The sequence below is a fragment of the Tistrella sp. genome (genome assembly GCF_002684955.1).
Taxonomy (GTDB): Bacteria; Pseudomonadota; Alphaproteobacteria; order Tistrellales; family Tistrellaceae; genus Tistrella; species Tistrella mobilis.
The window spans coordinates 47,787-72,928 of sequence record NZ_NYWI01000014.1; the positions used below are offsets into that span (position 1 = coordinate 47,787).

At 67.7% G+C, this 25,142-nt stretch carries 22 protein-coding genes; 12 read left to right on the forward strand and 10 right to left on the reverse strand.

The genetic code is table 11. The features are described 5' to 3' along the window. The first annotated feature begins 52 nt into the window (after positions 1–52). The 7 genes from bamA (at position 53) to lpxB (ending at position 7,464) form a co-directional block, all read left to right on the forward strand. Positions 53–2,344, forward strand: coding sequence for an outer membrane protein assembly factor BamA (gene bamA / locus CMO28_RS03555; protein WP_296709700.1), 2,292 nt, complete (start codon positions 53–55; stop codon positions 2,342–2,344). A gap of 4 nt (positions 2,345–2,348) precedes the next feature. After that, the gene (locus tag CMO28_RS03560; RefSeq protein WP_296709702.1) at positions 2,349–2,936 is read left to right on the forward strand and encodes an OmpH family outer membrane protein; all 588 of its coding nucleotides are present in this window, start codon (positions 2,349–2,351) and stop codon (positions 2,934–2,936) included. Positions 2,937–3,047: 111 nt separating this feature from the next. Beyond that, positions 3,048–4,079, forward strand: a complete 1,032-nt coding sequence (gene lpxD / locus CMO28_RS03565) for a UDP-3-O-(3-hydroxymyristoyl)glucosamine N-acyltransferase (RefSeq protein ID WP_296709704.1) — start codon at positions 3,048–3,050, stop codon at positions 4,077–4,079. A gap of 64 nt (positions 4,080–4,143) precedes the next feature. Then, positions 4,144–4,620 (forward strand): 3-hydroxyacyl-ACP dehydratase FabZ, encoded by a 477-nt coding sequence (gene fabZ, locus CMO28_RS03570; protein WP_014745288.1) that lies wholly within the window; start codon positions 4,144–4,146, stop codon positions 4,618–4,620. Positions 4,621–4,631: 11 nt separating this feature from the next. Next, on the forward strand, positions 4,632–5,456 hold the full coding sequence (lpxA, locus tag CMO28_RS03575; protein WP_296709708.1) for an acyl-ACP--UDP-N-acetylglucosamine O-acyltransferase: 825 nt from the start codon (positions 4,632–4,634) through the stop codon (positions 5,454–5,456). Continuing rightward, on the forward strand, positions 5,453–6,277 hold the full coding sequence (locus CMO28_RS03580; protein ID WP_296709711.1) for an LpxI family protein: 825 nt from the start codon (positions 5,453–5,455) through the stop codon (positions 6,275–6,277). The genes lpxA and CMO28_RS03580 overlap by 4 nt, the downstream gene beginning before the upstream one ends. Beyond that, positions 6,274–7,464 carry a lipid-A-disaccharide synthase gene (gene lpxB, locus CMO28_RS03585; protein WP_296709714.1) on the forward strand — a complete coding sequence of 397 codons (1,191 nt, stop codon included), beginning with the start codon at positions 6,274–6,276 and terminating at the stop codon, positions 7,462–7,464. Before CMO28_RS03580 ends, lpxB begins: the two co-directional genes overlap by 4 nt. Positions 7,465–7,501: 37 nt before the next feature. Here lpxB and CMO28_RS03590 read toward each other — a convergent pair whose 3' ends face one another. Together CMO28_RS03590 and gltX are read right to left on the reverse strand one after the other, a co-directional pair. Continuing rightward, entirely contained in the window at positions 7,502–8,890 is a 1,389-nt protein-coding gene (locus CMO28_RS03590; protein WP_296709716.1) for a hypothetical protein, read from the reverse strand. A 149-nt stretch (positions 8,891–9,039) separates the two neighbouring features. Beyond that, entirely contained in the window at positions 9,040–10,437 is a 1,398-nt protein-coding gene (gene gltX / locus CMO28_RS03595; RefSeq protein WP_296709719.1) for a glutamate--tRNA ligase, read from the reverse strand. A 120-nt stretch (positions 10,438–10,557) separates the two neighbouring features. On the opposite strand from gltX, the gene CMO28_RS03600 reads away from it, so the two are divergent. Beyond that, positions 10,558–12,705 carry a ComEC/Rec2 family competence protein gene (locus tag CMO28_RS03600; protein WP_296709722.1) on the forward strand — a complete coding sequence of 716 codons (2,148 nt, stop codon included), beginning with the start codon at positions 10,558–10,560 and terminating at the stop codon, positions 12,703–12,705. 84 nt (positions 12,706–12,789) lie between these two features. Here the strand turns inward: CMO28_RS03600 and lexA are convergent, their stop codons facing one another. The 6 genes from lexA to CMO28_RS03630 all read right to left on the reverse strand — a co-directional run bounded on the left by lexA (position 12,790) and on the right by CMO28_RS03630 (position 18,144). After that, entirely contained in the window at positions 12,790–13,638 is an 849-nt protein-coding gene (gene lexA, locus CMO28_RS03605; RefSeq protein ID WP_296709866.1) for a transcriptional repressor LexA, read from the reverse strand. A 248-nt stretch (positions 13,639–13,886) separates the two neighbouring features. Next, positions 13,887–15,122, reverse strand: coding sequence for a gephyrin-like molybdotransferase Glp (glp, locus tag CMO28_RS03610; protein WP_296709724.1), 1,236 nt, complete (start codon positions 15,120–15,122; stop codon positions 13,887–13,889). A 38-nt stretch (positions 15,123–15,160) separates the two neighbouring features. After that, a complete protein-coding gene (gene moaC / locus CMO28_RS03615; RefSeq protein WP_296709726.1) occupies positions 15,161–15,658 on the reverse strand; it encodes a cyclic pyranopterin monophosphate synthase MoaC in 498 nt (165 codons plus the stop codon). Positions 15,659–15,663: 5 nt separating this feature from the next. Continuing rightward, positions 15,664–16,479: an indole-3-glycerol phosphate synthase TrpC gene (trpC, locus tag CMO28_RS03620; RefSeq protein ID WP_296709729.1), complete on the reverse strand. Its 816-nt coding sequence runs from the start codon at positions 16,477–16,479 to the stop codon at positions 15,664–15,666. Between the two features lie 4 nt (positions 16,480–16,483). Then, positions 16,484–17,524 carry an anthranilate phosphoribosyltransferase gene (trpD, locus tag CMO28_RS03625; RefSeq protein WP_296709732.1) on the reverse strand — a complete coding sequence of 347 codons (1,041 nt, stop codon included), beginning with the start codon at positions 17,522–17,524 and terminating at the stop codon, positions 16,484–16,486. After that, positions 17,521–18,144, reverse strand: a complete 624-nt coding sequence (locus tag CMO28_RS03630; RefSeq protein WP_296709734.1) for an anthranilate synthase component II — start codon at positions 18,142–18,144, stop codon at positions 17,521–17,523. The genes trpD and CMO28_RS03630 overlap by 4 nt, the downstream gene beginning before the upstream one ends. Before the next feature lie 270 nt (positions 18,145–18,414). Here CMO28_RS03630 and CMO28_RS03635 point away from each other — a divergent pair, with 270 nt between their 5' ends. From CMO28_RS03635 to CMO28_RS03650, 4 genes are read left to right on the forward strand one after another with little or no spacing between them, the layout of a single operon-like run. Then, positions 18,415–20,679, forward strand: a complete 2,265-nt coding sequence (locus CMO28_RS03635) for a heavy metal translocating P-type ATPase (protein ID WP_296709736.1) — start codon at positions 18,415–18,417, stop codon at positions 20,677–20,679. Further along, positions 20,676–21,140: a MerR family DNA-binding protein gene (locus CMO28_RS03640; protein WP_296709739.1), complete on the forward strand. Its 465-nt coding sequence runs from the start codon at positions 20,676–20,678 to the stop codon at positions 21,138–21,140. Before CMO28_RS03635 ends, CMO28_RS03640 begins: the two co-directional genes overlap by 4 nt. A gap of 54 nt (positions 21,141–21,194) precedes the next feature. After that, positions 21,195–22,805 carry a divergent polysaccharide deacetylase family protein gene (locus CMO28_RS03645; protein ID WP_296709742.1) on the forward strand — a complete coding sequence of 537 codons (1,611 nt, stop codon included), beginning with the start codon at positions 21,195–21,197 and terminating at the stop codon, positions 22,803–22,805. Positions 22,806–22,810: 5 nt separating this feature from the next. After that, positions 22,811–23,020 (forward strand): heavy-metal-associated domain-containing protein, encoded by a 210-nt coding sequence (locus CMO28_RS03650; RefSeq protein ID WP_014745271.1) that lies wholly within the window; start codon positions 22,811–22,813, stop codon positions 23,018–23,020. A gap of 7 nt (positions 23,021–23,027) precedes the next feature. Here CMO28_RS03650 and CMO28_RS03655 read toward each other — a convergent pair whose 3' ends face one another. Both CMO28_RS03655 and trpE read right to left on the reverse strand, forming a co-directional pair. After that, positions 23,028–23,609, reverse strand: coding sequence for a GNAT family N-acetyltransferase (locus CMO28_RS03655; protein WP_296709748.1), 582 nt, complete (start codon positions 23,607–23,609; stop codon positions 23,028–23,030). Next, a complete protein-coding gene (gene trpE / locus CMO28_RS03660) occupies positions 23,606–25,123 on the reverse strand; it encodes an anthranilate synthase component I (protein ID WP_296709750.1) in 1,518 nt (505 codons plus the stop codon). The genes CMO28_RS03655 and trpE overlap by 4 nt, the downstream gene beginning before the upstream one ends. Positions 25,124–25,142: the final 19 nt, after the last annotated feature.

Below are 25,142 nucleotides of genomic sequence, written 5' to 3' on the forward strand. Positions count from 1 at the left end.
CGGCCGGGCGTGATCGCCCGGCCGACGTCTGGCTTGAGGTGGGAGGCCCCGCGTGCCGCGTTCTTGGCTGGCCATGACCATGACGGCGACGATGCTCGCCAGCACGGCAATCGCGCATGCTCAGGCGCCCGTGGCGCCACCGGCCGCCCAGGCGGCCCGGATCGACCGTATCCAGGTGAACGGCAATCAGCGCATCGAGGCGGAGACCATCCGGTCCTACCTGTCCTTGCGGCAGGGGGATCCGGCCGATCCGTCCCTGATTGACGAGAGTCTCAAGACCCTCTACGGCACAGGTCTGTTTGCCGACGTCGCGCTGCGTGTCGAAGGCAATACGCTGGTGGTGGACGTGGTCGAGAACCCGGTCATCAACCGGATCGACTTCGAGGGCAACCGGCGCCTGGAAGACAGCGACCTCGAGAAGGAGGTGCTGCTGCGTCCGCGTACCGTCTACACCCGCACCCGGGTCGCCCAGGATGTCGAGCGTCTGCAGGAGGTCTATCGGCGCAACGGCCGCTATGCCGCCCGGATCGATCCCAAGATCATTCAGCTCGATCAGAACCGTGTCGACCTGATCTTCGAGATCGAAGAAGGTCCGCGGACCGAGGTGCGCAAGATCAGCTTCACCGGCAATGACCGGTTCAGCGACAGCGCGCTTCGCGATGTGGTGCTGACCACCGAGGCACGCTGGTATAACTTCTTCACCTCGAACGACACCTACGACCCGGACCGTCTGAATTACGATCGCGAGCTGCTGCGCCGGTTCTATCTGAAGAACGGTTACGCCGATTTCGTCGTGCAGTCGGCCGTGGCGGAACTGGCGCCCGAGGGCGAAGAGTTCTATGTCACCTTCGTGGTGGAAGAGGGCGAGCGTTACAAGCTGGGCAAGGTCGACGTGCAGACCACCCTGCCGGGGCTGGATACCGCCACGCTCGAGGATGTGGTCGAGACCGAAAGCGACGATTGGTACGACGCGACGAAGGTCGATCGTACCGTTGAGGCGCTGACGACCGAGGTTACCAATCGCGGCTACCCGTTCGTGCGGGTCCAGCCCTCGGTGACCAAGGATCGGGAAACGCACGTCATCAACATCACCTATAATATCGATGAGGGACCGCGCAACTTCATCGAGCGCATCGAGGTGAACGGCAACGCGCGCACGCTCGACGAGGTTATTCGCCGTGAATTCCGCGTGGCGGAAGGCGACCCCTTCAATGCCGAGCGTATCCGCACCTCGCGGGACCGCGTCCGCAATCTCGATTATTTCGACAAGGTCGAGGTGACCACCGAGCCTGGCAGTGACCCCGATAAGACCGTGGTCAAGGTCGATGTCGAAGAGAAGTCCACCGGTGAAATCTCGTTCGGCGTGGGTTACTCGACGGGCTCTGGCCCCTTGGGCGACGTGGGCATCCGCGAACGCAACCTGCTGGGCCGGGGCCAGGATCTGCGGCTGGGCTTCACGATTTCGGGCAACAAGCAGCTGATCGATCTCAGCTTCACCGAACCCTATTTCCTGAATCGCGACGTTGCCGCCGGCTTCGACGTCTTCCGCCGCGAGATCGACCGTGAAGACGAGTCCGGCTATGTGCAGAAGACCACCGGTGGTGCCCTGCGGGCGGACTATTGGCTGACGCCGAGCTTGCGGCACGGCCTGAAGTATACACTGCGCAATGACGAAGTGACGGACGTCAACGAGGACGCGTCCCGCTATATTCGCGAGCAGGAAGGTCAGCGTCTCAGTTCCATCGTCAGTCAGACGTTCACCTACGACAAGCGAGATAGTAAGGTGGATCCGCGGGACGGCTATCTGCTGCGCTTGACACAGGACCTGGCAGGCCTGGGTGGCGACGCAAAGTATGCACGTCATCGTGTGGATGCGGCCTGGTACTACCCGATCACCGATGATGTGGTAGGACTGGTAAGCGGTCAGGTCGGCTATATTCTCGGCCTGGGTGAAGACATTCCCATCAATGATCGCTTTTTCCTGGGGGGTGACAGTCTGCGCGGTTTTGCCACCGCGGGCGTCGGCCCGCGCGACGTGGACGCGGGTGACGCGCTTGGTGGCAATTTCCTCTATTCGGGCACGGTTGAAGTCGGCTTCCCCCTCGGATTGCCCGATGATTATGACGTTCGCGGCCGCGTGTTCAGCGATTTTGGTAGCGTTACCCAGCTCGATGACAGCGGCCCTGAGATCAGAGATGTCAGCTCCATCCGTGCTTCTGTCGGCGTAGGTTTGACCTGGATCTCGCCCTTCGGTCCCATCCGCCTGGACGCTGCCCAGGCGGTTCTCAAGGAAAGCTTCGATGATACCGAGGTTTTCCGCTTCAGCTTCGGAACGAGGTTCTGAACCCATGACTTCCAAGATCGGCCAGCGCCTGCGTGGTGTCGCGCTCGCCGCCGGGCTCGCCCTCACCTCCGCCTCCCTTTTGGCTGCCGGCCCGGCCGCCGCTCAGCAGAAGCCGTTGAGCGTTGCCGTCGTGGACGTGCAGAAGGTGATGGAGGAGACCAGCGCCGCCAAGAGCCTGCAGGAGCAGCTCGGCAAGGTGCGCGCCGGCTTCCGCGATGGTATCGCCAAGGACGAGGAGGCCCTGCGCAAGGAGCAGGAGGACCTCCAGAAGCAGCGCAGCCTGCTGTCGCCCGAGGCCTTCCAGAAGCGTCGCGAGGAGTTCGAACGCAAATACGGTGAGATGCAGAAGGCGGTTGCCGAGCGCCGCCGGTCATTCGACGAGACCAGCGCGCGTGCGCAGATGGCCATCGATCAGGCCTTCCTGCAGGTGCTTGCCAATCTGGCCGAGGAGCGGGGCTATACACTGGTCCTGCCGCGCCAGACCACCATTCTGGTGGACAACAGCCTGGATGTGACCGACGAGATCATCCAGCGCATGAACAAGAGCGTGCCGAAACTGGATCTGCCCAAGGCCCAGGCACCCAAGAAGTGATCGGTCTTTGCGGGTTCCGTTCGGGACCTGCGGACATGATCAGACGATCGGAAGCGGCACCGTGGCGGGAACGTCACGGTGCCGTCTCCAACAGGAGGGATGGGAAAAGCCATGGCTGATCCACGGTTCTTCGAGGTTGCCGGGCCGTTTACGGCGCAGGAGCTGGCCGAGGCGGCGAACGCAGCTCTGGCCGGTCCGGCGCCTGCGGGCCTGCTCAGCGCCGTCGCGCCGATCGATGCTGCCGGCCCCGCCGACGTCACCTTCCTGAACAACCGGTCCTATCTGCCCAGGCTGGCCGAATGTCGGGCGGGGCTGTGCATCCTGTCGCCGGCCGATGCCGAGCGTGCGCCCGCCCATCTGCCCCTGCTGGTGTCACCGGCGCCTTATATGGCCTTCGCACGGGTTTCCCGGCGGTTTCATCCACCGCGCCCCGCCAGCCCGGGAGTTCATCCTCGCGCGGTGGTTGAAGATGGCGTAGAACTGGGAAGCGGCGTCGAGCTCGGCCCCGGTGCGGTGGTGATGACCGGTGCCCGGATCGGCGACGGCAGCATCATCCAGGCCAATGCCGTCATCGATCGGAACACGGTGATCGGTCGCAATTGTGTGATCGGCGCCGGCGCCTATGTCGGCTTCGCCATTCTGGGGGATCGGGTCTACGTCTATACCGGTGTGCGGATCGGCCAGGACGGTTTCGGCTTTGCCAGCGATCCGGCCGTCGGTCATGTCCGTATTCCCCAGGTCGGCCGGGTGGTGATCGGTAATGACGTGGAGATCGGTGCGAATTCGACCATCGACCGTGGCGCCGGACCCGACACGATCATCGGCGACGGCTGCATGATCGACAATCTGGTGACGCTGGGCCACAACGTCCGCCTTGGTCGTGGTTGCGTGATCGTGGCGCAGGTGGGCATTTCCGGCTCTACCGTGCTGGGCGATTTCGTGGTGGCCGGTGGCCAGGTCGGCATCGCCGGCCATCTCAACATCGGCGCCGGCGCCCAGCTGGCGGCGAAGTCAGGGGTCATCACCGACGTGCCGGCCGGGGCGGTGTGGGGCGGCTATCCGGCGGTCCCGGTGCGCGACTGGCATCGTCAGAGTGTGACGCTGGCGAAGCTGATCCGGCGGCGCGACCGGGAGCAGAAATGACATCGGGCAGCCCGACAGCGGGAAACAATCCGCGAGGGCGACTTTTCAGGGGATATCCATCGAGATGAGCGAAACCACCGTGCCTTCTGCAGAACAGTCCGAGGTGATTGAGATCGAGCGGGTCATGGAGATGATTCCGCACCGCTATCCGTTCCTGCTGATCGACAAGGTGGTCGACGTAAAGCCGAACGTGGGCGCGGTCGGCATCAAATGTGTCTCGATGAACGAATACCAGTTTCAGGGTCACTTCCCCGGCGCGCCGATCATGCCGGGCGTGATGATCATCGAAAGCATGGCGCAGACGGCGGCCGTGCTCGTGGTCCGTACCCTCGGCCCTGACAGCGAAGGCAAGCTGGTTTACTTCATGTCGATCGACGAAGCGCGCTTCCGCCGGCCGGTCAAGCCTGGCGACGTCATGCGTGTGAATGTCGAGAAGAAGCAGAGCCGCGGTGCGGTGTGGAAATTTGAGTCGAAGGTGACCGTCGACGACAAGGTGGTGGCCCAGGCCACCTTCGCCGCCATGATCGTCGACCGCGCGTGACGGATGAAACCATGACCGAGGCCATCCAGATCCATCCGAGTGCGGTTGTCGAGGAAGGCGCCCGCATCGGCGCCGGCAGCCGCATCGGTCCGTTCTGCGTCATCGGCCCGCGGGTGGAGATCGGTCCCCAATCCGTGCTCCACAGCCATGTCGTCGTCACGGGCAACACACGCATCGGGGCCCGCTTTCAGGCCTTTCCTTTCGCGGTCATCGGCCACCAGCCCCAGGACCTGAAATATCGGGGGGAAGAGAGCCGGATCGAAATCGGCGACGACGTCGTCGCCCGCGAGCATGTGACCGTCAATCCCGGTACCGAGGGCGGCGGCATGCTGACCTCCATCGGCAACAACGTGCTGCTGATGGTGGGGGCCCATGTCGCCCATGACTGCCATGTCGGCAATCACTGCCTGCTGGTCAACAATGCGACGCTCGGCGGTCATGTCCGGGTCGAGGATCACGCGATCATCGGCGGTCTGTCGGCGGTGCATCAGTGGGTGCGGATCGGCGCCCATGCGATGATCGGCGGTATGTCGGGTGTGGAAGCCGATGTCATCCCCTATGGGACGGTGACCGGTGAGCGTGCCCATCTGGCCGGCCTCAACATCGTCGGCATGAAGCGGCGCGGTTTCAGCCGCGAGGACATGCATGCGGTGCGCGCAGCCTATCGCCGGTTGTTCCTGGCCGATGGCGGCACCCAGGCTGAACGTCTGGCTGCTGTCGAGGCGGAATTCGGTGAAGTGGAGGCCGTGCGCCCGCTGATCGACTTTGTGAAGGCCGAGGCTGACCGGGCCCTGACCCGCCCGCGGGTAAAGGGCGGAGCGGGCGACGCATCGTGACCAGCGAGGCCACGCTCGGCGTTATCGCCGGCGCCGGACGCCTGCCCGAACTGGTGGTGCAGGCTGCCCGCGATGCCGGCCGCGACGTCTTTGTGGTCGTGCTGGAAGGCGCCGGAGATCCGGCACGCTTTGCAGACGTGCCGCACGCCCAGATCCGGATCGGTGCCGCCGGACGGATCATTGCGGCGCTCAAGGCTGCGGGCGTGCGCGACCTCGTGATGGCCGGCGGCGTGAAGCGGCCGTCCTTCGCGACCGTGATGCCCGATGCCAGAGGCGCCAGGCTGTTGGCACGGGTGGCGACGCGGATCGGGCAGGGGGATGACGCCCTGCTGAAGGCCGTGGTGGCCGACCTGGAATCCGAAGGCTTCCGGGTGGTCGGCGCCGACCAGATTGCAGGCGGCCTCGATGCGCCGCCCGGCCTCTGGGGGCGGCATGCGCCGGATGATCAGGCGCGGCTGGACATCCGCCGGGGCCTTGAGGTGGTACAGGCACTTGGGCGTCTCGACATCGGTCAAGCGGTCGTGGTTCAGCAGGGGGTCGTGCTGGGCGTCGAAGCCATCGAAGGAACAGAGGCCCTCATCGCCCGGTGCGGCGCACTGGCGCGTCCGGGGGCGCGGCCGGTTCTGGTGAAAACGGCCAAACCCGACCAGGAACGCCGGGTCGACTGGCCGACCATCGGAACCGACACCATCGATCAGCTTCGGACGGCCGGATTTGCCGGTCTGGCGCTTGGGGCGGGGCGGGTTCTGGTGCTCGACCGTCCGGCGATCATTGCGGCCGCGGACGGCGCGGGCCTGTTCGTCACGGGGGAAATGTCGTGACTGCGACCGAAGGGCCGCTCATCGCTCTTGTTGCCGGCGAAGCCTCGGGCGATCTGATCGGCGCCCGGCTGATCCGGGCGCTGCGCGAGATGACCGGTGGCCGGGTCCGGCTGATGGGTGTCGGTGGCGAAGCCATGGCGGCGGAAGGTTTTCAAAGTCTCTTCCCGATGGAAGAACTCAGCCTGTTTGGCCTGCTGGAGGTTCTGCCACATGTCCGATCGTTGCGGTGGCGTCTGAACCAGACGGCAGAAGCCATTGTAACAGCACGACCCGATGTTGTGGTGACCATCGACAGCCCCGGTTTTAACCGCCGGCTGGCGACGCGTCTGAAGCCACTGGGGCTGACGCTGGTCCATTATGTGGCGCCCACCGTCTGGGCCTGGCGGCCGAAGCGGGCGGAAAAGTTTGCGGCCATCTTCGATCATCTGCTGGCCCTGCTGCCTTTCGAGCCGCCCTGGTTCACCCGGGTCGGTCTGCCCTGCACTTTCGTCGGCCATCCTGCGGTCGAGGATGCCGTCGATGTCGGCGACGGAGCCGGGTTCCGGGCCGCACACGGCATGACGCCCGACGATCTGGTGGTGCTGGCCCTCCCAGGCAGCCGCAAGGGCGAAATCGCCCGGCTGGCGCCGCTGATGGGGGAAGCTCTGGCCAGGCTGGCGCAGCGGCATCCGAAGCTGCGTGTGGTGGTGCCGGCAATCCGGGCGGAGGCGGATCGGGTTCGCGCCATTGCCGCGGGCTGGGCCCTGCCGCAGCCGGCCGTGGTGGTGGCGACCGCGGTCGAGCGCCGCGACGCCTTTGCGGCCGGTGATCTGGCCCTTGCCGCATCGGGCACGGTTACCCTGGAGCTGGCGCGACAGTCGGTGCCCATGGTGGTGGTCTACCGGATCAACCCGCTGACCTACAGCATTGCCCGGCGGCTGGTGACGGTGCGCCATGTCAGCCTGGTCAATCTGGTCATGGATCGCGAGATCGTCCCCGAACTTATCCAGGACAAGGCGACACCCGACGACATGGTCCGGACCCTGACCCCGCTGATCGAGCGTGCAGACCTGCGCGATGCCCAGCGTGCGGATCTTGCGGAAGCGCTCAGCCGGTTGCGGGGGCCCGCCGACGATCCGGCGCGGCCCAGCGCTCGGGCAGCGCGGGTCGTGCTCGACCTTGCCTCACGACGGCTCGAAAGCGCATGAATATATTCAACTAAGTCTCTCGTTTAAAAGAGGCGTTTTATAACCCCCAGGACGGGGACTGGACCGGCGCCGGGTCATCGAGCTGATCGAGGCGATCGAGAACCTCCCGGAAAGTGCTGAGCTGCTCCAGCATCAGCCCCGCGTCCAGTTGCGGCAGAACATCGCCGGTGCGGCAGAGATAGTCGGGGGCGGGGATCAGGGCGAGGGCCGGGATGCCGACCTGAAACAGGGGCTGTCCCTCGCCGAAATGCTGCCGGTTGTGCGGCCGCAGAATGATGGATCTGGTTCTCGTGCGGCCGGACAGGCAATCCTGGTAGAGCCGGGCCATCTGAGTATTGCCGGCATAGACCAGTTCGGGTGCTATCTCGCCGCTCGGCGCAAAGCCCTCCGGACCGTCCTGCCAGTCCATACAGCCCAGATGTTCCAGTGTGATGCCGGCAACGGCCTTCCGATGACCCTCGGCACCATCCCACCAGTCACGGTGGTCTTCGAGCCAGCGTGAGGTGGCCTGCCGATGGCCGATGCCGAATTGGGGGATCTGGAAGTGGCCGGTCGTGAAGACGAAGACCATGCTCCGCCGCGGGGGATGCGGGCGGCTGCGGAAATACCGCGCAAGGGCGATCAGGCCGATCGGGCCGTTCTCTTCGCAGGCATTCGGGCCATCGGTATGGGTGTTGATCACGACCGTCTGCCCCGCCTCGCGGCCCTCAATCACGGTCCAGAGCGTTCGTGAGGTCGCCGGGCGGCGCTCGGCCCTGAGGGTGAGCGTGACCATGCCGCCGGCGTCGGCATGGGCGATCAGGCGGTCGCGGGCCTCGACATCGGCCCAGACGGCAGGGCAGCCCTGATACGGGGTGGTGAAGGGCAGGTACTGGTCGCGGGCATTCTCTGCCGACATGCCCTTCCAGACGCAGACCACACCCAGCACGCCCTGTGCTGCAGCCCGGCGCAGGTCCGGCGCCTTCAGCACGGAGGCGATGACCGCATTGCGGATCCGGCCGGGGAGGCGGAGATCAGCCGGAACAGACATGCGCCGGCGGAACAGCAGCCGGGCCGGGACGGCCGGCATGTCGACCTCAACCAGCGCAATGGCGCCACGGGCTCTGGCGAGGTCCCGCCGGCTGCGGCAACGGACCAGGCGTGCCGTCACTCCGCCATCGGGCGTTTCCCCCGAATAGGGGAAGACGCTGCAGGGAATAGTGCCGCCATCCGGCAGATCGAGGCGCCAGTTCTCGGGCTGCCAGAGATCGAAGACATGGACATCGCTTTCGACAATGAAACCAAAGCCTTGCAACCGATCTGCGATCTGGTCGCTGAAGGCTTCATGCGCGGTACTTCCCGGCAGGCGGGGGCCAAGCGCATCCAGTTCCGTCTGCCAGCGCCAGAGTTCCTCCGCACTGGTCCAGATGGCATCCGCAGCCTGCATCTTCGTCGCATCCTTCTCGTGCCGCCTGGATATGTCGAACCTGTCACGGACCTGGCCCCAGGGCAAGCCGCGGCATCGGATGGTCATGCCGACAAAAAAACCGGCCATCCCGAGGGGATGGCCGGTCCGCATTGACCGCTGATATGCGATCAGAGCGCGGCGTCGATCCGCTTCATGGCGTCCTCGCGGCCAAGCACGCGCAGTACCTCGAAGATCGGGGGCGAGACGGTGGTGCCGGTCAGGGCCGCCCGGAGCGGCTGGGCGACCGCTCCCAGCTTCAGGCCGGTCTCTTCGGCATGGGCGCGGGCGATGTCCTCGAGAACCGCATCTTCCCAGGCGGTGGCTGCTTCGAGCTTGGGCTTCAGCGCCGTCAGCAGGTCGCGACCGCCGCTATCGAGGATCTTGGCGGCCTTGTCCGTGAAGCTGAACGGCGGCTCCACCGTGTAAAAGGCTGCAGACTCAGCCAGTTCAATCAAGGTCTTCGCGCGCTCTTTCAGCCCTGCCATACCGGCAAGCAGGCGGGCGCGACCGGTTCCGTCCACGGTTTTGCCCGTGCTCGCTTCGATGAACGGCACGACCAGGTCGACGAGGCGGGCATCCTCGGCAGTGCGCAGGTAGTGGTAGTTCAGGTTGGTCAGCCGGGCCATGTCGAAACGCGCGGCACTCCGGCCGATCGCCGGCAGGTCGAACCATTCGATTGCCTGAGCGTCGGAGATGATCTCGTCATCGCCATGCGACCAGCCCAGACGCAGCAGGTAGTTCCGGACCGCCTCGGGCAGCAGGCCCATGTCGCGATAGGCATCGACCCCCAGCGCGCCGTGGCGCTTGGACAGTTTGGCGCCGTCCGGGCCGTGGATCAGCGGGATATGGGCGAAGGTCGGCGTCGGCCAGTCATTCGCCTGATAGATCAGGCTCTGGCGTGCGGTATTGGTCAGGTGGTCGTCGCCGCGGATCACATGGGTGATGCCCATGTCGTGATCGTCGACCACCACCGCCAGCATGTAGGTGGGGGTACCGTCGCCGCGCAGCAGTACCAGATCGTCGAGCTGATCGTTCGAGAACCGGACCGTGCCCTGCACCTGATCGTCGACCACGGTCTCGCCTTCCGACGGCGCAAGCAGGCGCACCACCGGCTTCACGCCGGCCGGAACGGTCGCCGGGTCGCGGTGGCGGCAGCGGCCGTCATAGCGCACCGGCTTGCCGGCCGCACGCTGTTCGGCGCGCTGGGCTTCCAGTTCTTCGGGCATGCACCAGCAGTGATAGGCACGGCCGCGCGTCAGCATGTCGCGGGCAACCTCGGCGTGACGCTCGGCGCGCGCGAACTGATAGGTCTCCGGGGCATCCCAATCGAGGCCCAGCCACTTCAGACCATCAAGGATCGCGTCGATCGCCTCTTTGGTCGAACGCTGTCGATCGGTATCCTCGATCCGGAGTAGAAATTGTCCGCCGGTATGACGCGCATACAGCCAATTGAACAGCGCGGTGCGTGCGCCGCCGATATGGAGGAAGCCGGTGGGCGAGGGGGCGAATCGGGTGACGACGGTCATGGAACACGGCTTTCGAATGGGCGCCGCGGCGGGCACGGCGAGTGGCCCTCTGATTAGCACGAAAAATCCGCGGGTGCAGCCCCGGGCTTGGCGTCTTCGGCAGCAGATAGCGGGGATGGCATGAGCCTGGTGGACGAGATCGGGGAGGAGCCGGTTGCAGACCGCCGCCGTCGCAGCCTCGGTGGGCCGATCCTTCGTGCCTTCATCGCCGAGCAGGATCGATGGCGGCTGTGGAGTGCGGTCTTCTTCGCAATCGGCTGCGGAGGCTATTTCGGCCTCGCGACGGAACCGCCCGTCTGGCTGGGGGCGGTGCTCACGCTCGGCGCGCTCGGCCTCGGCATCGCGCTCCGGTCACGACTGCCCTGGGTCGCTCTGGCGCTCTTTGCCTGTGCCTGGACGGCGGCGGGGTTCTGGTCGGCGGTCACGGGAACGCGACTGGTCGATGCCCCGATGCTGATGCGCCCGGTTCAGGGGGAGGTGACCGGCCGTGTGCTGGCGGTGGAGCCCGATGGTCGCGGTGGCGGGCGGCTTCTGATCGTTCCGACGGCGATCGACCGCGTTGCGGCAGAAGATCTGCCGGCACGGGTCCGGATCACCGTCCGGCAGGGACCCGTGCCCCGTCCGGGGGATGGGGTCCGGCTGCGCGCCAGCCTGTCACCCCCCTCGCTGCCCGTGGTGCCCGGCGGTCATGACTTTGCCCGAAGCGCTTTTTTTCAGCGGCTTGGCGGCATTGGTTTTGCCTATGCGCAACCTGATATCGTGCCGGCCCCGGAGCCGTCGGAAATCCTGCAGACGGCGCGCGAAGCCGTGGAGCGGCTGCGCCTCGATCTGGATGCCGTCATACGTGGGGCGGCACCTGGCGAGGGCGGTGCAGTGCTCTCGGCCATGGTGACGGGGCTGAGAGGGGCGATCGGCGATGAGGCGGAAGCAGCGATGCGCGACAGCGGCCTCGCCCATCTGATCTCGATTTCCGGCCTGCATATGACGATGGTCGCGGGGCTGATCTTCGGCGCCGTCCGGCTGGTCATGGCCTTCCTGCCCCGCATTTCGGATCGCTGGCCGGGACGGAAGATTGCCGCCGTGGCGGCCCTGCTTGGGGCGGCCGCCTATCTCGCCGTCGGCGGCTTTGCGGTGCCCACGCAACGCGCCTTCGTGATGACCGCGCTGGGCCTGCTCGCCATCCTGACCGACCGGCCGGTGCTGTCGCTGCCGCTGGTGGCGAGTTCGGCGATCGTCGTGCTGGTGCTGCAGCCGGCGGCCCTGACCGGTCCCAGCTTCCAGATGAGTTTTGCGGCGGTCATTGCTCTGATCGCACTCTATGAAAGCCCGACCATCCGGCGCCTTGCCGGTCTCGACGCCGGCACGAGGCGCGGTCTGCCCATGCGGGCGGCAACATGGATCTTCGGCCTGCTCGCGACATCGATGATCGCCGGCGCTGCGACAGCGCCTTACGCCGCCTATGCCTTCGGGCGGGCGAGCGGCTATGGGTTGGTTTCGAACCTGGTTGCCGTGCCCGTCACCGGCTTCTGGATCATGCCTGTCGCATTGACCGGAAGCCTGCTCAGTCTCGTTTCGGAAAGCGCGGCCGGCATCTGCTTTGCGCTCGCAGCACGGGGCATGGAGCTGGTGATCGCAACCGCGACCACCGTTGCCGGCTGGCCGGGGGCGGTGGTGCCGGTCGCAGGGTTCGGCGTGACGGCCCTGTTGTTGATGACCTTCGGCGGGCTGTGGCTGGTGATCTGGCGACGGGCCTGGCGCTGGGCGGGGTTGGTGGCCATTGCGCTCGGAATGCTGCTGGCGGCCCGGCCGGTGCTGCCGGACCTGTTCCTGTCCGGGGATGGGCGGAGCATGGCGCTGCGCGGGCCGGACGGTGCTCTTTACGCGATGACACCGGAACGCGACCGCTTCGTGCTGGATCAGTGGGCGGAAAAGCTGGGGACGCTCACAATCCGCGACATGACCGAAGCCGTTGCATGTGACGGTGGGGATCTGTGCCGGCTTGAACGCGCGGGGCTTCGTATCGTCCTGGTCCGTGGACGCGAACGTCTGGCAGAAGCCTGCGCCCATGCCGACCTCGTGCTCGCCGGGGCCGATCCCCGTCGCGATGCCCCCTATATCAGGCGACCGGATGGTTGCGCTGCGACCACGCTGATTGAACGTACGGGCCGCAACTTCGGTGGTGCCGCCGTGACGGTCCGTCTCGACGAGGCAGGACCGGTGATCGAGGGGGTTGTGGGGCCGCGCGGAGACCGGCCCTGGACACGGTGAGCATCTGCTCCCGGATGCTTCTTCCGACAGGAAACCGCCGCCCGCAGAGGTGCGGGCGGCGGTTTTCCCAGGTTCGGAACGCGATCAGGCGTAGCGGCGGAAGAGGGCGATCAGTTGCCCCTGCACTTTCACCTGGTCCGGTCGGTAGATTCGGGTTTCGTAGTGCTGGTTCGCGGGCTCCAGCGCCACCGACTGACCCCGTCGGCGCAGACGCTTCAGCGTTGCCTCGCCGCCATCGATCAGCGCGACGACGATGGTACCGTTGTCGGCGGTATCGGTGCGGCGGATGATGACGGTGTCGCCGTTCATAATACCGGCTTCGATCATCGAATCGCCTTCGACCTCGAGCGCAAAATACTCAGATCCGGCCGGAATCATGGTCGCCGGCACCTCGACGGTCCGGTCCCCGTCGGACAGCGCCTCAATGGGGGTACCGGCGGCGATCTTGCCGTAAAGCGGCAGCACCACATTGCCGTTGTCGTCCGAACGACCGGTGCGCGGCGGCGCATTCAACGGCGGTCGGGTCAGGCTGCGAAAGCGCTGGGGCTGAAGCTGAGGGTCCTGCGCGGCGACGGGCGCCCGCCCGGTGCCGATTTCAACCAGACGCGGCCCGCGCGGCGCCACGGGTGGGGGGACGAAGGGATTGGCCGAGGCCAGACTGGCCGGTGCCGTAGAGGGGCTGTCGCCCTGGCTCTGCCCCGGCATCTGGAACGCCCCGCCATCCGGCAGGCGGATGACTTCGATCGCCCGGGCACGATGGGCCAGCCTGCGGATGAACCCGCGCTCTTCAAGCCCAAGGATAAGGCGATGGATGCCTGACTTGGACTTAAGGTCGAGCGCGTCCTTCATCTCTTCGAAAGACGGCGCCACCCCCGTGGCCCGCACCCGGTCCAGGATGAACCGCAGCAATTCGTGCTGCTTGCGTGTGAGCACCCGCGCCTCCCGGTTATCGCGCAGCAAAAACCGGCCCCGACCGGTCTTTGAACCGCAGACTGCTTGAACGAGACTGTTGTCGCACAGAACAAAGGCGCAACATCAATTTCAGGCTACGCCTGTCATCGCCACGCGTCAAGACGCTTGTCGTCTGTTCGTTTCAGTCTTGTTCGCACCTGTTCGCGAAAATGCAACATATGAGAGTTTGTAAATGAAGGCTATTCCAGCAGGAGGTGTGAATCCTCAGATCAGTCGAGCCGGTCGAGACGGAGAATGTCGACGAGCTCTCCGGGTTCGGCCGCGGGGGCATGGGGGCGGCGGAGAATCAGGGCATCTGCATCGGCCAGTGCCGACAGAAGCGAGCTGTCCTGATCACGAACCGGCAGCACCGTTTCAGCGCCATCGCCATCACGCAGAAGCCGTGCCCGCATATAGTGTTGACGCATGGCATTGGCTGCAACCGGCGCCGCCAGGGGCAGCCGTTCCGAGGCGGCATCGCGTGGCTGGCGCCCCGACAGCCGGTCGATGAGCGGCAGGGCGAAGAGCAGGCTGCAGACATAGGCCGAAACGGGATTGCCCGGCAGGCCCAGCACCGGCATGCCGCCCAGTCGTCCGTACATCAACGGCTTGCCCGGACGCATGGCGATCTTCCAGAAGTCGATCTCTGCCCCCGCAGCCAGCAGCGCAGCCTGAACGAGGTCGTGATCACCCACCGACGCGCCGCCGATGGTGACCAGAAGATCGGCGCCCCGCGCGGTGGCGATCTGGGCATCGATCCGGTCGCGCGCGTCAGGGGCGATGCCCAGATCGACGACATCGGCGCCGGCATCGGCAAAAAGTGCGGTGAGGCAGGGGCTGACGGCGTCGACGATCGCATCGGGCCCGAGCGGCTCCCCCGGCCGGGCCAGTTCGTCGCCGGTGGCAAGGATCGCCACGCGCGGACGCCTGTGCACAGGCAGCCAGGGATGCCCCATGGCGGCGGCAAGGGCGATCGCCCGTGCTTCCAGTCCTCTGCCGGCCTGAAGACCCACGGCACCGGTCTGGAAGTCGATGCCGGCCGGCCGGATATTGTCCCCGGCCTCCGCGTCCGCACGCTCCCCGGTTATCTCGACGGCAGCAGGGGCGCCGCTGTCGTGATGGCCGGTCACCCTGGTATCCTCCTGGATCACCACCAGATCGGCCCCCGGAGGAACCGGTGCGCCGGTGAAGATCCGGACCGCCTCGCCGGGTCCGACATCGCCGCCGAAGCCCTCGCCCGCGCGGGCTTCGCCGATGACCCGGAAGGTTCGGTGCCCATGGCCAAGATCAGCACTGCGCAGCGCCCACCCATCCATCGCCGACATGGCCTGCGGCGGCTGGGTACGACGGGCGGTGACATCGCGTGCGAGCACCCGGCCACGGGCGAGCCCCAGCGGCACCGTTTCGGCGCCGAGCGGCGTTGCGTCTGCAAGGATGCGGGCGCGGGCGTCGTCGACGGTGAGCATGATGTCGGGCTCCCGGTGCGTGAAGAGGGGCGTGTCGATCAGCCGGCGTCGTCCGAAGTGGCCGCCTGCCAGTGCCCCGACCGGCCGCCACGCTTTTCGATCAGGCGGACGGCTTCGATGGTCATGCCGCGATCGATCGCCTTCAGCATATCGTAGACCGTGAGGCTTGCGACACTTGCGGCGGTCAGGGCTTCCATCTCGACGCCGGTGCGCGCCGTGACCTTGGCGGTGGCACGGATGACCAGACCGGGCAGGGCGTCATCCGCCTCCAGGTCGAGCGTCACCGACTGCAGCGGCAGCGGATGGCAAAGAGGGATCAGGTCGGCGGTGCGCTTGGCACCCATGATGCCCGCAAGGCGGGCGATGGCGATGACGTCGCCCTTCTTCGCATCCCCCCGCTTCACCACGGCCAGCGTCTCCGGTGCCATGCGCACCCGCGCTTCGGCCACGGCCACGCGCTCGGTCACATCCTTGGCCGATACGTCGACCATGACCGCGGCACCGCTCTCGTCGAAATGGGTGAGGCCGGATGTCATCGCCGTCACTCCGCAGCAGCCGGCGCCCGCGCCGACAGCAGATGGCGGGTCGCCACCTCGACGTCGTTCTGTCGCATCAGGCTTTCGCCGACCAGGAAGCGGAACATGCCATGCCCCATCATCCGCGTGAGCGCCTCGGGGCCGTCGAGCCCGCTTTCGCAGACCAGTTCCCGATCGGCGGGCACCGCGGCCGCAAGCTCGATCGATGTCTGAAGATCGACCACCAGGGTCTTGAGATTACGGTTATTGATGCCGAGAAGCGGGCTCTTCAGTCGAAGGGCACGATCGAGTTCCGGGCGATCGTGAACCTCGATCAGCACATCCATGCCAAGCTCGAACGCCGCTGCTTCAAGCTCTGCCGCCTGACCATCGTCAAGTGCCGCCATGATCAGCAGGATGCAGTCGGCACCGAGCGCCCGCGCCTCCACCACCTGATAGGGGTCGAGCATGAAATCCTTGCGCAGCACCGGCAGATCGACCGCGCCACGCGCCGCGACCAGATAGGCATCCTCACCCTGGAAATAGGGCGTGTCGGTCAGCACCGACAGGCAGGCCGCCCCCGCCGCGGCATAGGCGCGGGCAAGCGACGCGGGGTCGAAATCGGCGCGGATCAGCCCCTTGGAGGGCGAGGCCTTCTTGACCTCGGCGATCAGGGCCGGAAGGCCCTGCACCGTTCTGGTGGCCAGAGCCTTGCGAAAGCCGCGCGGCGCCGAGGCTTCGCCGAGCCGGGCCTCAAGTGCCGCAAGCGGCGTCCCGGCCTTCTTGCGGGCGATGTGGTCGCGCTTGTCGGCGCAGATCCGGGTGAGGGTATCGCCGGCCATGTCTTCAGCCCTCCCGGCCGTTGGTGATCGCGATGACCCGGTCCAGAACCGCCTTGGCGCGGCCCTGATCCAGGGCGTCGCGGGCCATGGCGATGCCCTGGCCGACATCGCCGGCAACGCCGGCCACCAGCAGGGCGGCCCCGGCATTCAGCAGGGCGATGTCGCGGAGCGCGCCGGGCGTGCCGTCCAGCATCGCCAGGATCGCCGCGGCATTGGTCTGGGCGTCACCGCCCTTCAGCGCCTCTGCCGGATGCCGGGTGAGACCGAACATCTCGGGCGAGACCGTGAAACTGGTGACCTTGCCGTCCTTCAGCTCCGACACAGCGGTCTCGTCGGTGACCGTGATCTCGTCGAGCCCGTCGCGACCATGGACCACCCAGGCGCGTTCCGAGCCCAGATTGCGCAGCACCTGAGCGACCGGCTCCACCCAGCGCTCGGCGAAGACGCCGATCAACTGGCGTGTGGCGCCCGCCGGATTGGCGAGGGGGCCCAGCAGATTAAAGATGGTGCGCGTGCCCAGCTCCACCCGGGGGCCGGCGACGTTCAACATGGCGGCGTGGTGGCGCGGCGCCATCAGGAAGCAGAAACCGGCATCGCGTCCCGCGCGTTCCACCCGCTCCAGATCGGCCTCGATATTGAGCCCCAGCGCCTTGAGCACGTCGGCAGAGCCGGATTTGGAGGAGAGCGCACGGTTGCCATGCTTGGCCACCGGCACGCCGCAGGCCGCCACGATCAGTGCGGCGGCGGTCGAGATGTTGTAGGTGCCGCGCGCATCGCCGCCGGTACCGCAGGTGTCGATCGCGCCGGCCGGCACCCGGACGGTGGTGGCCTTGGCCCGCATCCCCTCGGCGCCCGCGGTGATTTCCTCGACCGTCTCGCCGCGCACGCGGAGTGCCATCAGGAAACCGCCGATCTGCGCCGGCGTCGCCTCGCCGCCCATCATCAGCCGGAAAGCCTGGCGGGCTTCCTCGCGGGTCAGGGCATGGCCGTCGGCGGCACGGGCAATCAGCGCCCGGAAATCCGGGCTGGTGGTGTCGGAAGTCATGCGGTCTCCGTCGCGCGTGCGGTCCCGGAGGTGCGGACCGTCTTCAGGAAATTGCCGATCAGCTCGTGACCGTGGGCGGATGCGATGCTTTCGGGATGGAACTGCACGCCGTGGATCGGCAGTTCACGATGCGACAGCCCCATGATGATGCCGTCGTCATCCTCGGCGGTCACCACCAGCGCGGCCGGCAGGCTTGCGCGCTCTACGACCAGCGAGTGGTAACGGGTCACGGGGAAGGTCTCGGGCAGGCCGTCGAACAGCGGACCGCCATGATGGTGGATGGCGGTCACCTTGCCATGCATCGGCTTCGGCCCGCGCACCACATGACCGCCGAAGGCCTGGCCGATGGTCTGGTGACCCAGGCAGACGCCGAGCAGCGGCGTGCCGGTTCGGGCGGCTGCCGCGACCATGTCGAGACAGATACCGGCGCGATCGGGATCGCAGGGGCCGGGCGAGAGCAGAATGCCGTCGGGCCGACGCGCCATGGCCTCGTCTGCGGTCATCTGGTCGTTGCGCACCACCTCGACCTCCGCCCCCGCCTCGCCCAGATAATGGACCAGGTTCCAGGTGAAGCTGTCGTAATTGTCCACCATCAGGATCTTCGGGGTCGGCAGGATCATCGGGGTCGGGGTCCTCGCGCACGGAAGAATACCGGCCCATACAGGGCCGCCGGAGGCACAGGAAACCCCCTGCATCCGCTGTCGTCAAGCCGCGGGATGCGGCCGTAGCACCGGCCGGTTGCCGGAACGCCGCGACAGGCGGTCGCAATCGGTGAGGGGGTACTTGACCTTCCAGCGACTGGAAGGTGCAGACTAGGCCGTGAAGGGATGCTCCATCCGATGCCGCCCGTCGGCGTCACCCCCGCGGCGCATCCGAGAGAGGGTTGCGAAATGGATACGATCACGGCCGCGCAACAGGGCCCCGGAGACAACGCCGTCGAACGCCGTATCGCCGTGGAGGGCATGACCTGCGGCACCTGCGTCACCCGGGTGGGGCGGGCGCTGAAGCGGGTCGAAGGGGTCCGGGATGCGGAGGTCAGCCTCGCCACCCACGAGGCGCTGGTGACGCTGGAGCCGGGCGTCACCGACGAGCGTCTGATCCAGGCACTCACCCGCGCCGGCTATGAGGGTGACATCATTCCCGAAGCCGCCGAGGATGGCGGCCTGGGTGTCGACCCCCGCGAGGCGCGCGAGGCGCAGGAGCTGGCCGAGAGCCGCCGCATGGGCATCGAGGTCGTGATCGGCGCTCTGCTCGCCCTGCCGCTGGTCGGCCAGATGGTCTGGACCCAGTTCGGCATCGGCCCGCTGCCGGGCTGGGCGCAGCTGGCGCTGGCCGTGCCGGTACAGCTCGGCCTGGGCCGGCGGTTCCTGAAACCCGCCTGGGGCGCGCTGCGCGCCGGGGTGGGGAACATGGATCTTCTGGTCGTGCTCGGCACCTGGGCGGCCTTCGGTCTCAGCCTTTATCTGTGGGTGGTTCATGGCCAGGTCCATCATCTTTATTTCGAGGCGGCGGCCGCGGTGATCGTGCTGGTCCTGTTCGGCCGCTGGATGGAGGGCAGGGCACGTCGTGCCACCGGCGCCGCAATCCGGGCCCTGGCGGCGCTCAGGCCCGACACCGCGTTGCGTCGCACGCCGGACGGAAACGACATCGAGGTCGCCGTGACCGCACTCCGGCCCGGCGACGTATTGTCGATCCGGCCGGGCGAGCGTATCGCAGCAGACGCCCGTGTGATCGAAGGCGAGGGGGCCGCCGACGAATCCATGCTGACCGGGGAAAGCCTGCCGGTCACGAAGCGTGCCGGCGACACGCTGTCGGCCGGCACGGTGAATGGCCCCGATCCCCTGCTTGCCCGCATCGTCCGGGTCGGCCGCGATACCACCCTCGCCCAGGTGGTGCGGATGGTGGAACACGCCCAGGCGACGCGCGCACCGGTCCAGGCGCTGGTCGACCGGGTAAGCGCGGTCTTCGTGCCGGCGGGGATCCTGATCGCACTTGCCACCTTCGCCGGCTGGGTGGCGACCGGCACGCCCTGGCCCGAGGCGATCATTCACGCCGTGACCGTGCTCGTCATCGCCTGCCCCTGCGCCATGGGCCTCGCCACACCGGCCGCGATCGTGGCCGGGACGGGGGCGGCGGCGAAGGCCGGCATCCTGGTGCGGTCGCCCGCAGCCTTCGATCACGGGGTCGGCATCGACCTCGCCCTGATCGACAAGACCGGCACGCTGACCGAGGGGCGGCCGCGGCTGCTGCGGATGATCGGTGCGACCGGCACGGCGCTCGCCCGCGCCGCCGGCCTGCAGCAGGCGAGCGAACATCCGCTTGCCCGTGCGATCCGCGCTGCGGCGGAGGCGGAGGATGTGGCGCCGGTCGAGGTTGGCCAGCGGCGCAACCGCCCCGGTGCCGGCGTCGAAGGTGTGATCGCCGGGCTGCCCCACAGGCTGGGCTCACGACGCTTCATGACCGAGGCCGGGGTGGAGATCCCGGCGGAGCTGAGGGCGGAGGCCGATGCAGCGGAGGCCGAAGGCGCGACGGTCGTCTGGCTGGCGGCGGTGCCGGAAGCCGGGGAACCGGACCTCCTCGGCGGTTTCGTGCTCGCGGATGCTCCCCGATCCGATGCCGCGGCGGCGGTGAAAGCGCTCGGCGATCGCGGCATCACCGTGAAGATGCTGAGCGGCGATGCCCCGGCGACCGCGCAGGCGGTGGCGGCACGGCTGGGCATCAGCGAGGCGGTCGGCGGCGCCGATCCGGCCCGCAAGGCAGCCGTAGTGGCCGAGGCGAGGGCGGCCGGCCGGCGGGTGATGATGGTCGGCGACGGTGTGAACGATGCGCCGGCCCTGGCCGGGGCGGATCTGTCGGTCGCGATCGGCGGCGGCACCGATGTGGCGATGGCTGCGGCCGATGTCACCCTGATGCGACAGAGCCCGTCCCTCTTGCCTGCGACCCTCGACATCTGTCGGGCGACCCGGGCGAAGATCCGCCAGAATCTGGTCTGGGCCTTCGGCTACAATGTGATCGGCATTCCGCTTGCCGCGCTGGGCATTCTGGATCCGGTGTTTGCGGGGGCGGCGATGGCGGCAAGTTCCGTGAGCGTGCTCGGTAATGCCCTGCTGCTGGCCCGCTGGCGGCCGGCCGGGATGAGGGAGCGCGCCGCATGACCGGCCTGACCATCGGTGCGCTCGCCGAGGCTGCGGGAACCAATCCCAAGACCGTGCGCTATTACGAGGAGATCGGGCTGCTGCCGAAGCCGGCGCGGGCCGCCAATGGTTATCGCGATTATCCGGCGACGACACTCGATCGGCTGCGGTTCGTACTGCGCGCCAGGCATCTGGGCTTCCCGGTCGAGGATGTCCGCGACCTGCTGGCACTCTGGGATGATCGTGGACGGGCCAGCCGTGACGTCCGCCAGCTGGCGGAGGCCCGGATCAATGAGATCGACCGCCGGATGGCCGAACTCCGGAGCATGCGGCGCACCCTTGCCCATCTGGTCGCAAACTGCCATGGCGACGGTCGTCCGGATTGCCCGATCCTGGACGATCTGGCCGAGCATGACGGGCAGGATATGGCGGCCGGTCATGACGTGCAGGCCCATCGGCAGCGGCCGGACGATGGGCTATAGTGCGCCCGCCGGCCGCGGGTCGGCCCAGGACCAGAGTGATTACGGACCAGACGCATGAGCAAGGGCGAGGACGGACGCCGCGACGGCGGCGCCGGCCGAAAGGGTGGCGGCACCCGCAAGGGCAGCGACGAAACCGGCACGGCCGGCCGCAAGCCGGCTGGCGGAAGCAGGCCGCGCAGTGGCGCCACTGGCGCGTCCAAGGCGGGGGCGTCAAAGGCGTCGGCGTCGAAGGCGGCTGGGGCGAAGGCCGGCGCGGCCAAGGGCGCCACATCCAGGGCGGCGGCATCCCGCAAGCCCGCATCTGGCGGCACAGCGCGCAGCCTGCGTGGGCCGGTCCGGGCTTCCGGGGCTGACGGTCCCGGGTTTCTTGCTCGTTTCGGTTCGGCTTTGCTCGCCCGGCGGCGTTTCCTGGGCTATGGGCTGGTCGGCATCGCCCTGTTGGTGGTCGCAGGCGCCGTGATCGGGTCGCTGATCAAGCCCGCGCGCTATGAACAGGTCGCCCGGCCGACCCTGCCTGCCGGTGCAGCCGTGACCGAGCCTGCCCGACCCCAGGCCCCGGAGACCCCGGCCGCAGCGCCCGACGCACCACGGAAGGAATGGACGCCGGATCTGGCCGGCAGCGGCGATACGATCACAGGCGCGGATGCAAGCCGTGAGTCGCAGCCCCAGGCCGCCGCGGCCAAGCCGCCCGCGCCAGCAGCAAAGCCTGACCCGCAGCCGACAGTGCCGAAAGCCGCGCCTGCGAAGCCGGCCGAGGCGCCGGCTGCCGTTGCAACAGCTGAACGGGCGCCGCAGCAATTGGCGGCGATTCAACCGCCGGTGCCGGATGCCATCCGGCCGCCGGCGGACGGCAAGCCCGCCTGGCAGCGTTATGCGATGCCGGCACCGGTGGCACCCAAGGGGCCGCGAATCGCCATCGTCATCGACGATATGGGGGTCAACAAGCCGCAGACCGCAGCCGCCATCGGCCTGCCGTCGCCGATCACATTCGCCTTCCTGCCCTATGCCCAGGATGTTGCCGGGCAGGCGGCCAAGGCGCGGGCAGCAGGGCACGAGTTGATCGTGCATATGCCGATGCAGCCGCAGGGGCCGGCCGATCCGGGGCCGGGCGCCCTGAATCCGGCGCTGCCGGTGGCCGAAAACGTCAAGCGGCTGAAGCACAATCTGGAGGCCTTCGGCGCCTATGTCGGGATCAACAACCACATGGGCAGCCGGGCGACCGAAGACACGCCGCTGATGGCGGCGGTGATGGCCGAGTTGAAGGCGCGCGGGCTGATGTTCCTGGACAGCCGGACGACCGCGAAATCCGTGGGGTCGAAGGCGGCCATTTCGGCCGGCATCCCGAATGTTCAGCGCGATATCTTTCTGGACCACGAGATCGATGAGCGCAAGATCGCGGCGCAGCTCGACCGGCTGGAAGTGATCGCCCGGCGCCACGGGGCTGCGATCGCCATCGGCCACCCGCATCCCGAGACCCTGAAGGTTCTGAACCGCTGGCTGCCGGCGGCCCGGGCGCGGGGCATCGTTTTCGTGCCGTTGACTGCGCTGGTCGCAGTCCCCGGCGCCAGTGAACCGGCCGGTCCCCGCGCCGCGTCGGACGAGGCGGCCCCCGCACGGGCCGAGGAAGGCCCGGTCTTTGCCGACGGGCCGGCAGTGAAGGAGTGACGGACATGACCACCCAGACCTATCGTGTCGAGGGCATGACCTGCGACGGCTGCGCAAAGGCGGTCCGCCGCGCCCTGGGCACCCGCCTGCCCGAGGCTGAGATCGAGATCGACCGGCCGGCCGGCCTGGTCACGATCGCCGGCGCCCATGACGAAGCCGTGGTGCGCGAGGCGATCGACGATGCCGGCTATGACTTCGGTGGCAAGGCGGCCTGATGGCGCTCTAGGGTCGCCGCAGGCGGTAGAACACATGGCGGGCGAGGGGATGGTCCGGAGCAAGGCGCGGGTGATCGAAATCCAGCGCCGGATCCGGAACCATGCCCAGTCGCCGCATCACCGCCTGCGAGCGCTGGTTGGACGCGGCCGTGTAGGCCACGACCTCGTCAAGGCCCAGGGTTTCGAAGGCAAAGCCGCTTGCCGCCCGTGCGGCCTCGGTCGCAAACCCCTGTCCCCACAGGGCTGGGGAGAGGGTCCAGCCCAGCTCGATGGCCGGCGTGAAGGCCGTCTCGAAGGGGATCGGCCGCAGGCCGCCAAAACCCGCGAAATGCCCTGAGCGCCGGTCTTCCATCGCGAAGAAGCCCCAGCCGCGCCCGGCGATCTCCGCCGCCATCCGCTGCGCGAAGGCACGGGCCTGGTCTTCGGTGAGCGTGCCGCCGAGCGTCTCGCCCACCCGCACATCCCCGCGGAGAGCGGCAACGGGCGCCAGGTCGCCCTGCTGCCACTGGCGCAAGATCAGACGGTCGGTTTCGATCCGGACCGACGGTACTTCTGGCGGAACCAGAGGATCGGTCGCGGATGCCGTCATCGGGCGAGGCCCCCCGCATAGCGCCAGGCTTCGCCGGCAGCGCGGATCAGGGCCCGGGCCTTGGCGCGGGTTTCCTCGTATTCGGAGGTCGGGTCGCTGTCGGCGACCACGCCGGCGCCGGCCTGGACGTGCAGTTCGCCATCCTTGATCACCGCGGTGCGTAGCACGATGCAGCTGTCCATGGCACCGCCGGCCGAGAAATAGCCGACACCGCCGCCATAGACGCCGCGGCGGTCGGGTTCCAGCTCGTTGATGATCTCCATCGCCCGCACCTTGGGGGCACCCGAAACCGTGCCGGCCGGGAAGCCGCCGATCAGGGCATCCAGTGCATCATGACGATCGGCAAGCCGGCCCTCGACGTTGGAGACCAGATGCATCACCGCGCTGTAGCGCTCGATGATCATGTTCTCGGTGACCTTGACCGTGCCGATTTCGGCGAAGCGGCCGACATCGTTGCGGGCCAGATCGAGCAGCATCAGATGCTCGGCTACCTCTTTCGGGTCGGCCGCCAGCTCTTCGGCCAGCGCCTGATCTTCCGGGGCATCCTTGCCGCGCCGACGGGTGCCGGCGATCGGGCGCACGGTGATCACGTCATCGCGCACCCGGACCAGGATTTCGGGGCTGGAACCCGCCACCTGAAAGCTGCCGAAATCCAGATAGAACAGGAAGGGCGAGGGGTTCTGGCGGCGCAGCGACCGGTAGAAGGCGAAGGGCGGCAACCGGAAGGGCAGGGTGAAGCGCTGCGAGGGCACGATCTGGAAGGCGTCGCCGGCCAGGATGTAGTCCTTGGCGGTGCGGACCATCTCTTCGAAGCGCGCCTGACCGACATTGGAGCGCGGCTCTCCGGTCTGGCCAAGATCGGCCGCCGAGGGCGCAAGACCGACCGGCAGGCCGCGGCCCAGATCCGCCACCACATCCATCAGCCGTTCCCGCGCCAGCCGCCAGGCCATGGCGGCATCGCATCCTGCAGCCGGGCGGACGGGCGTCACCAGGGTGACGGTGCTGTCGACCGCATCGAAGATCGCCATCACGGTGGGGCGCGTGAACACCCCGTCGGGTATGCCCAGCGCATCGTTCTTCGGGGCGGGCATGCGCTCCATGAAGCGCACCATGTCATAGCCCAGATAGCCGACCAGACCGGCCGCCATCGGCGGCAGGCTGTCCGGCAGGTCGATGCGGCTCTCGGCGATCAGCGCCCGCAGAGAGGCGATGGGGTCGGCGCCCTCTTCCGGCACGAAGGCATCCAGATCCGCCCGGGCGTCGCGATTGACCTCGACCCGGCCGTCGACCACCCGCCAGATCAGATCGGGCTTGAGACCGATCAGCGAATAGCGGCCGCGGACGGCACCGCCCTCGACCGATTCGAGCAGGAAGGAATAGGGCCGCCGGTCCGCGAGCTTGAGCATGGCCGAGACCGGCGTTTCCAGATCCGCGGCCAGGGTGGTGGAGACCACCTGTGCCCGGCCCTCGCCGTAGAGCGTCGCGAAGCGGTCGAAATCGGGCGCGATGTCCATGGGCGGCCATGTGCTTTCA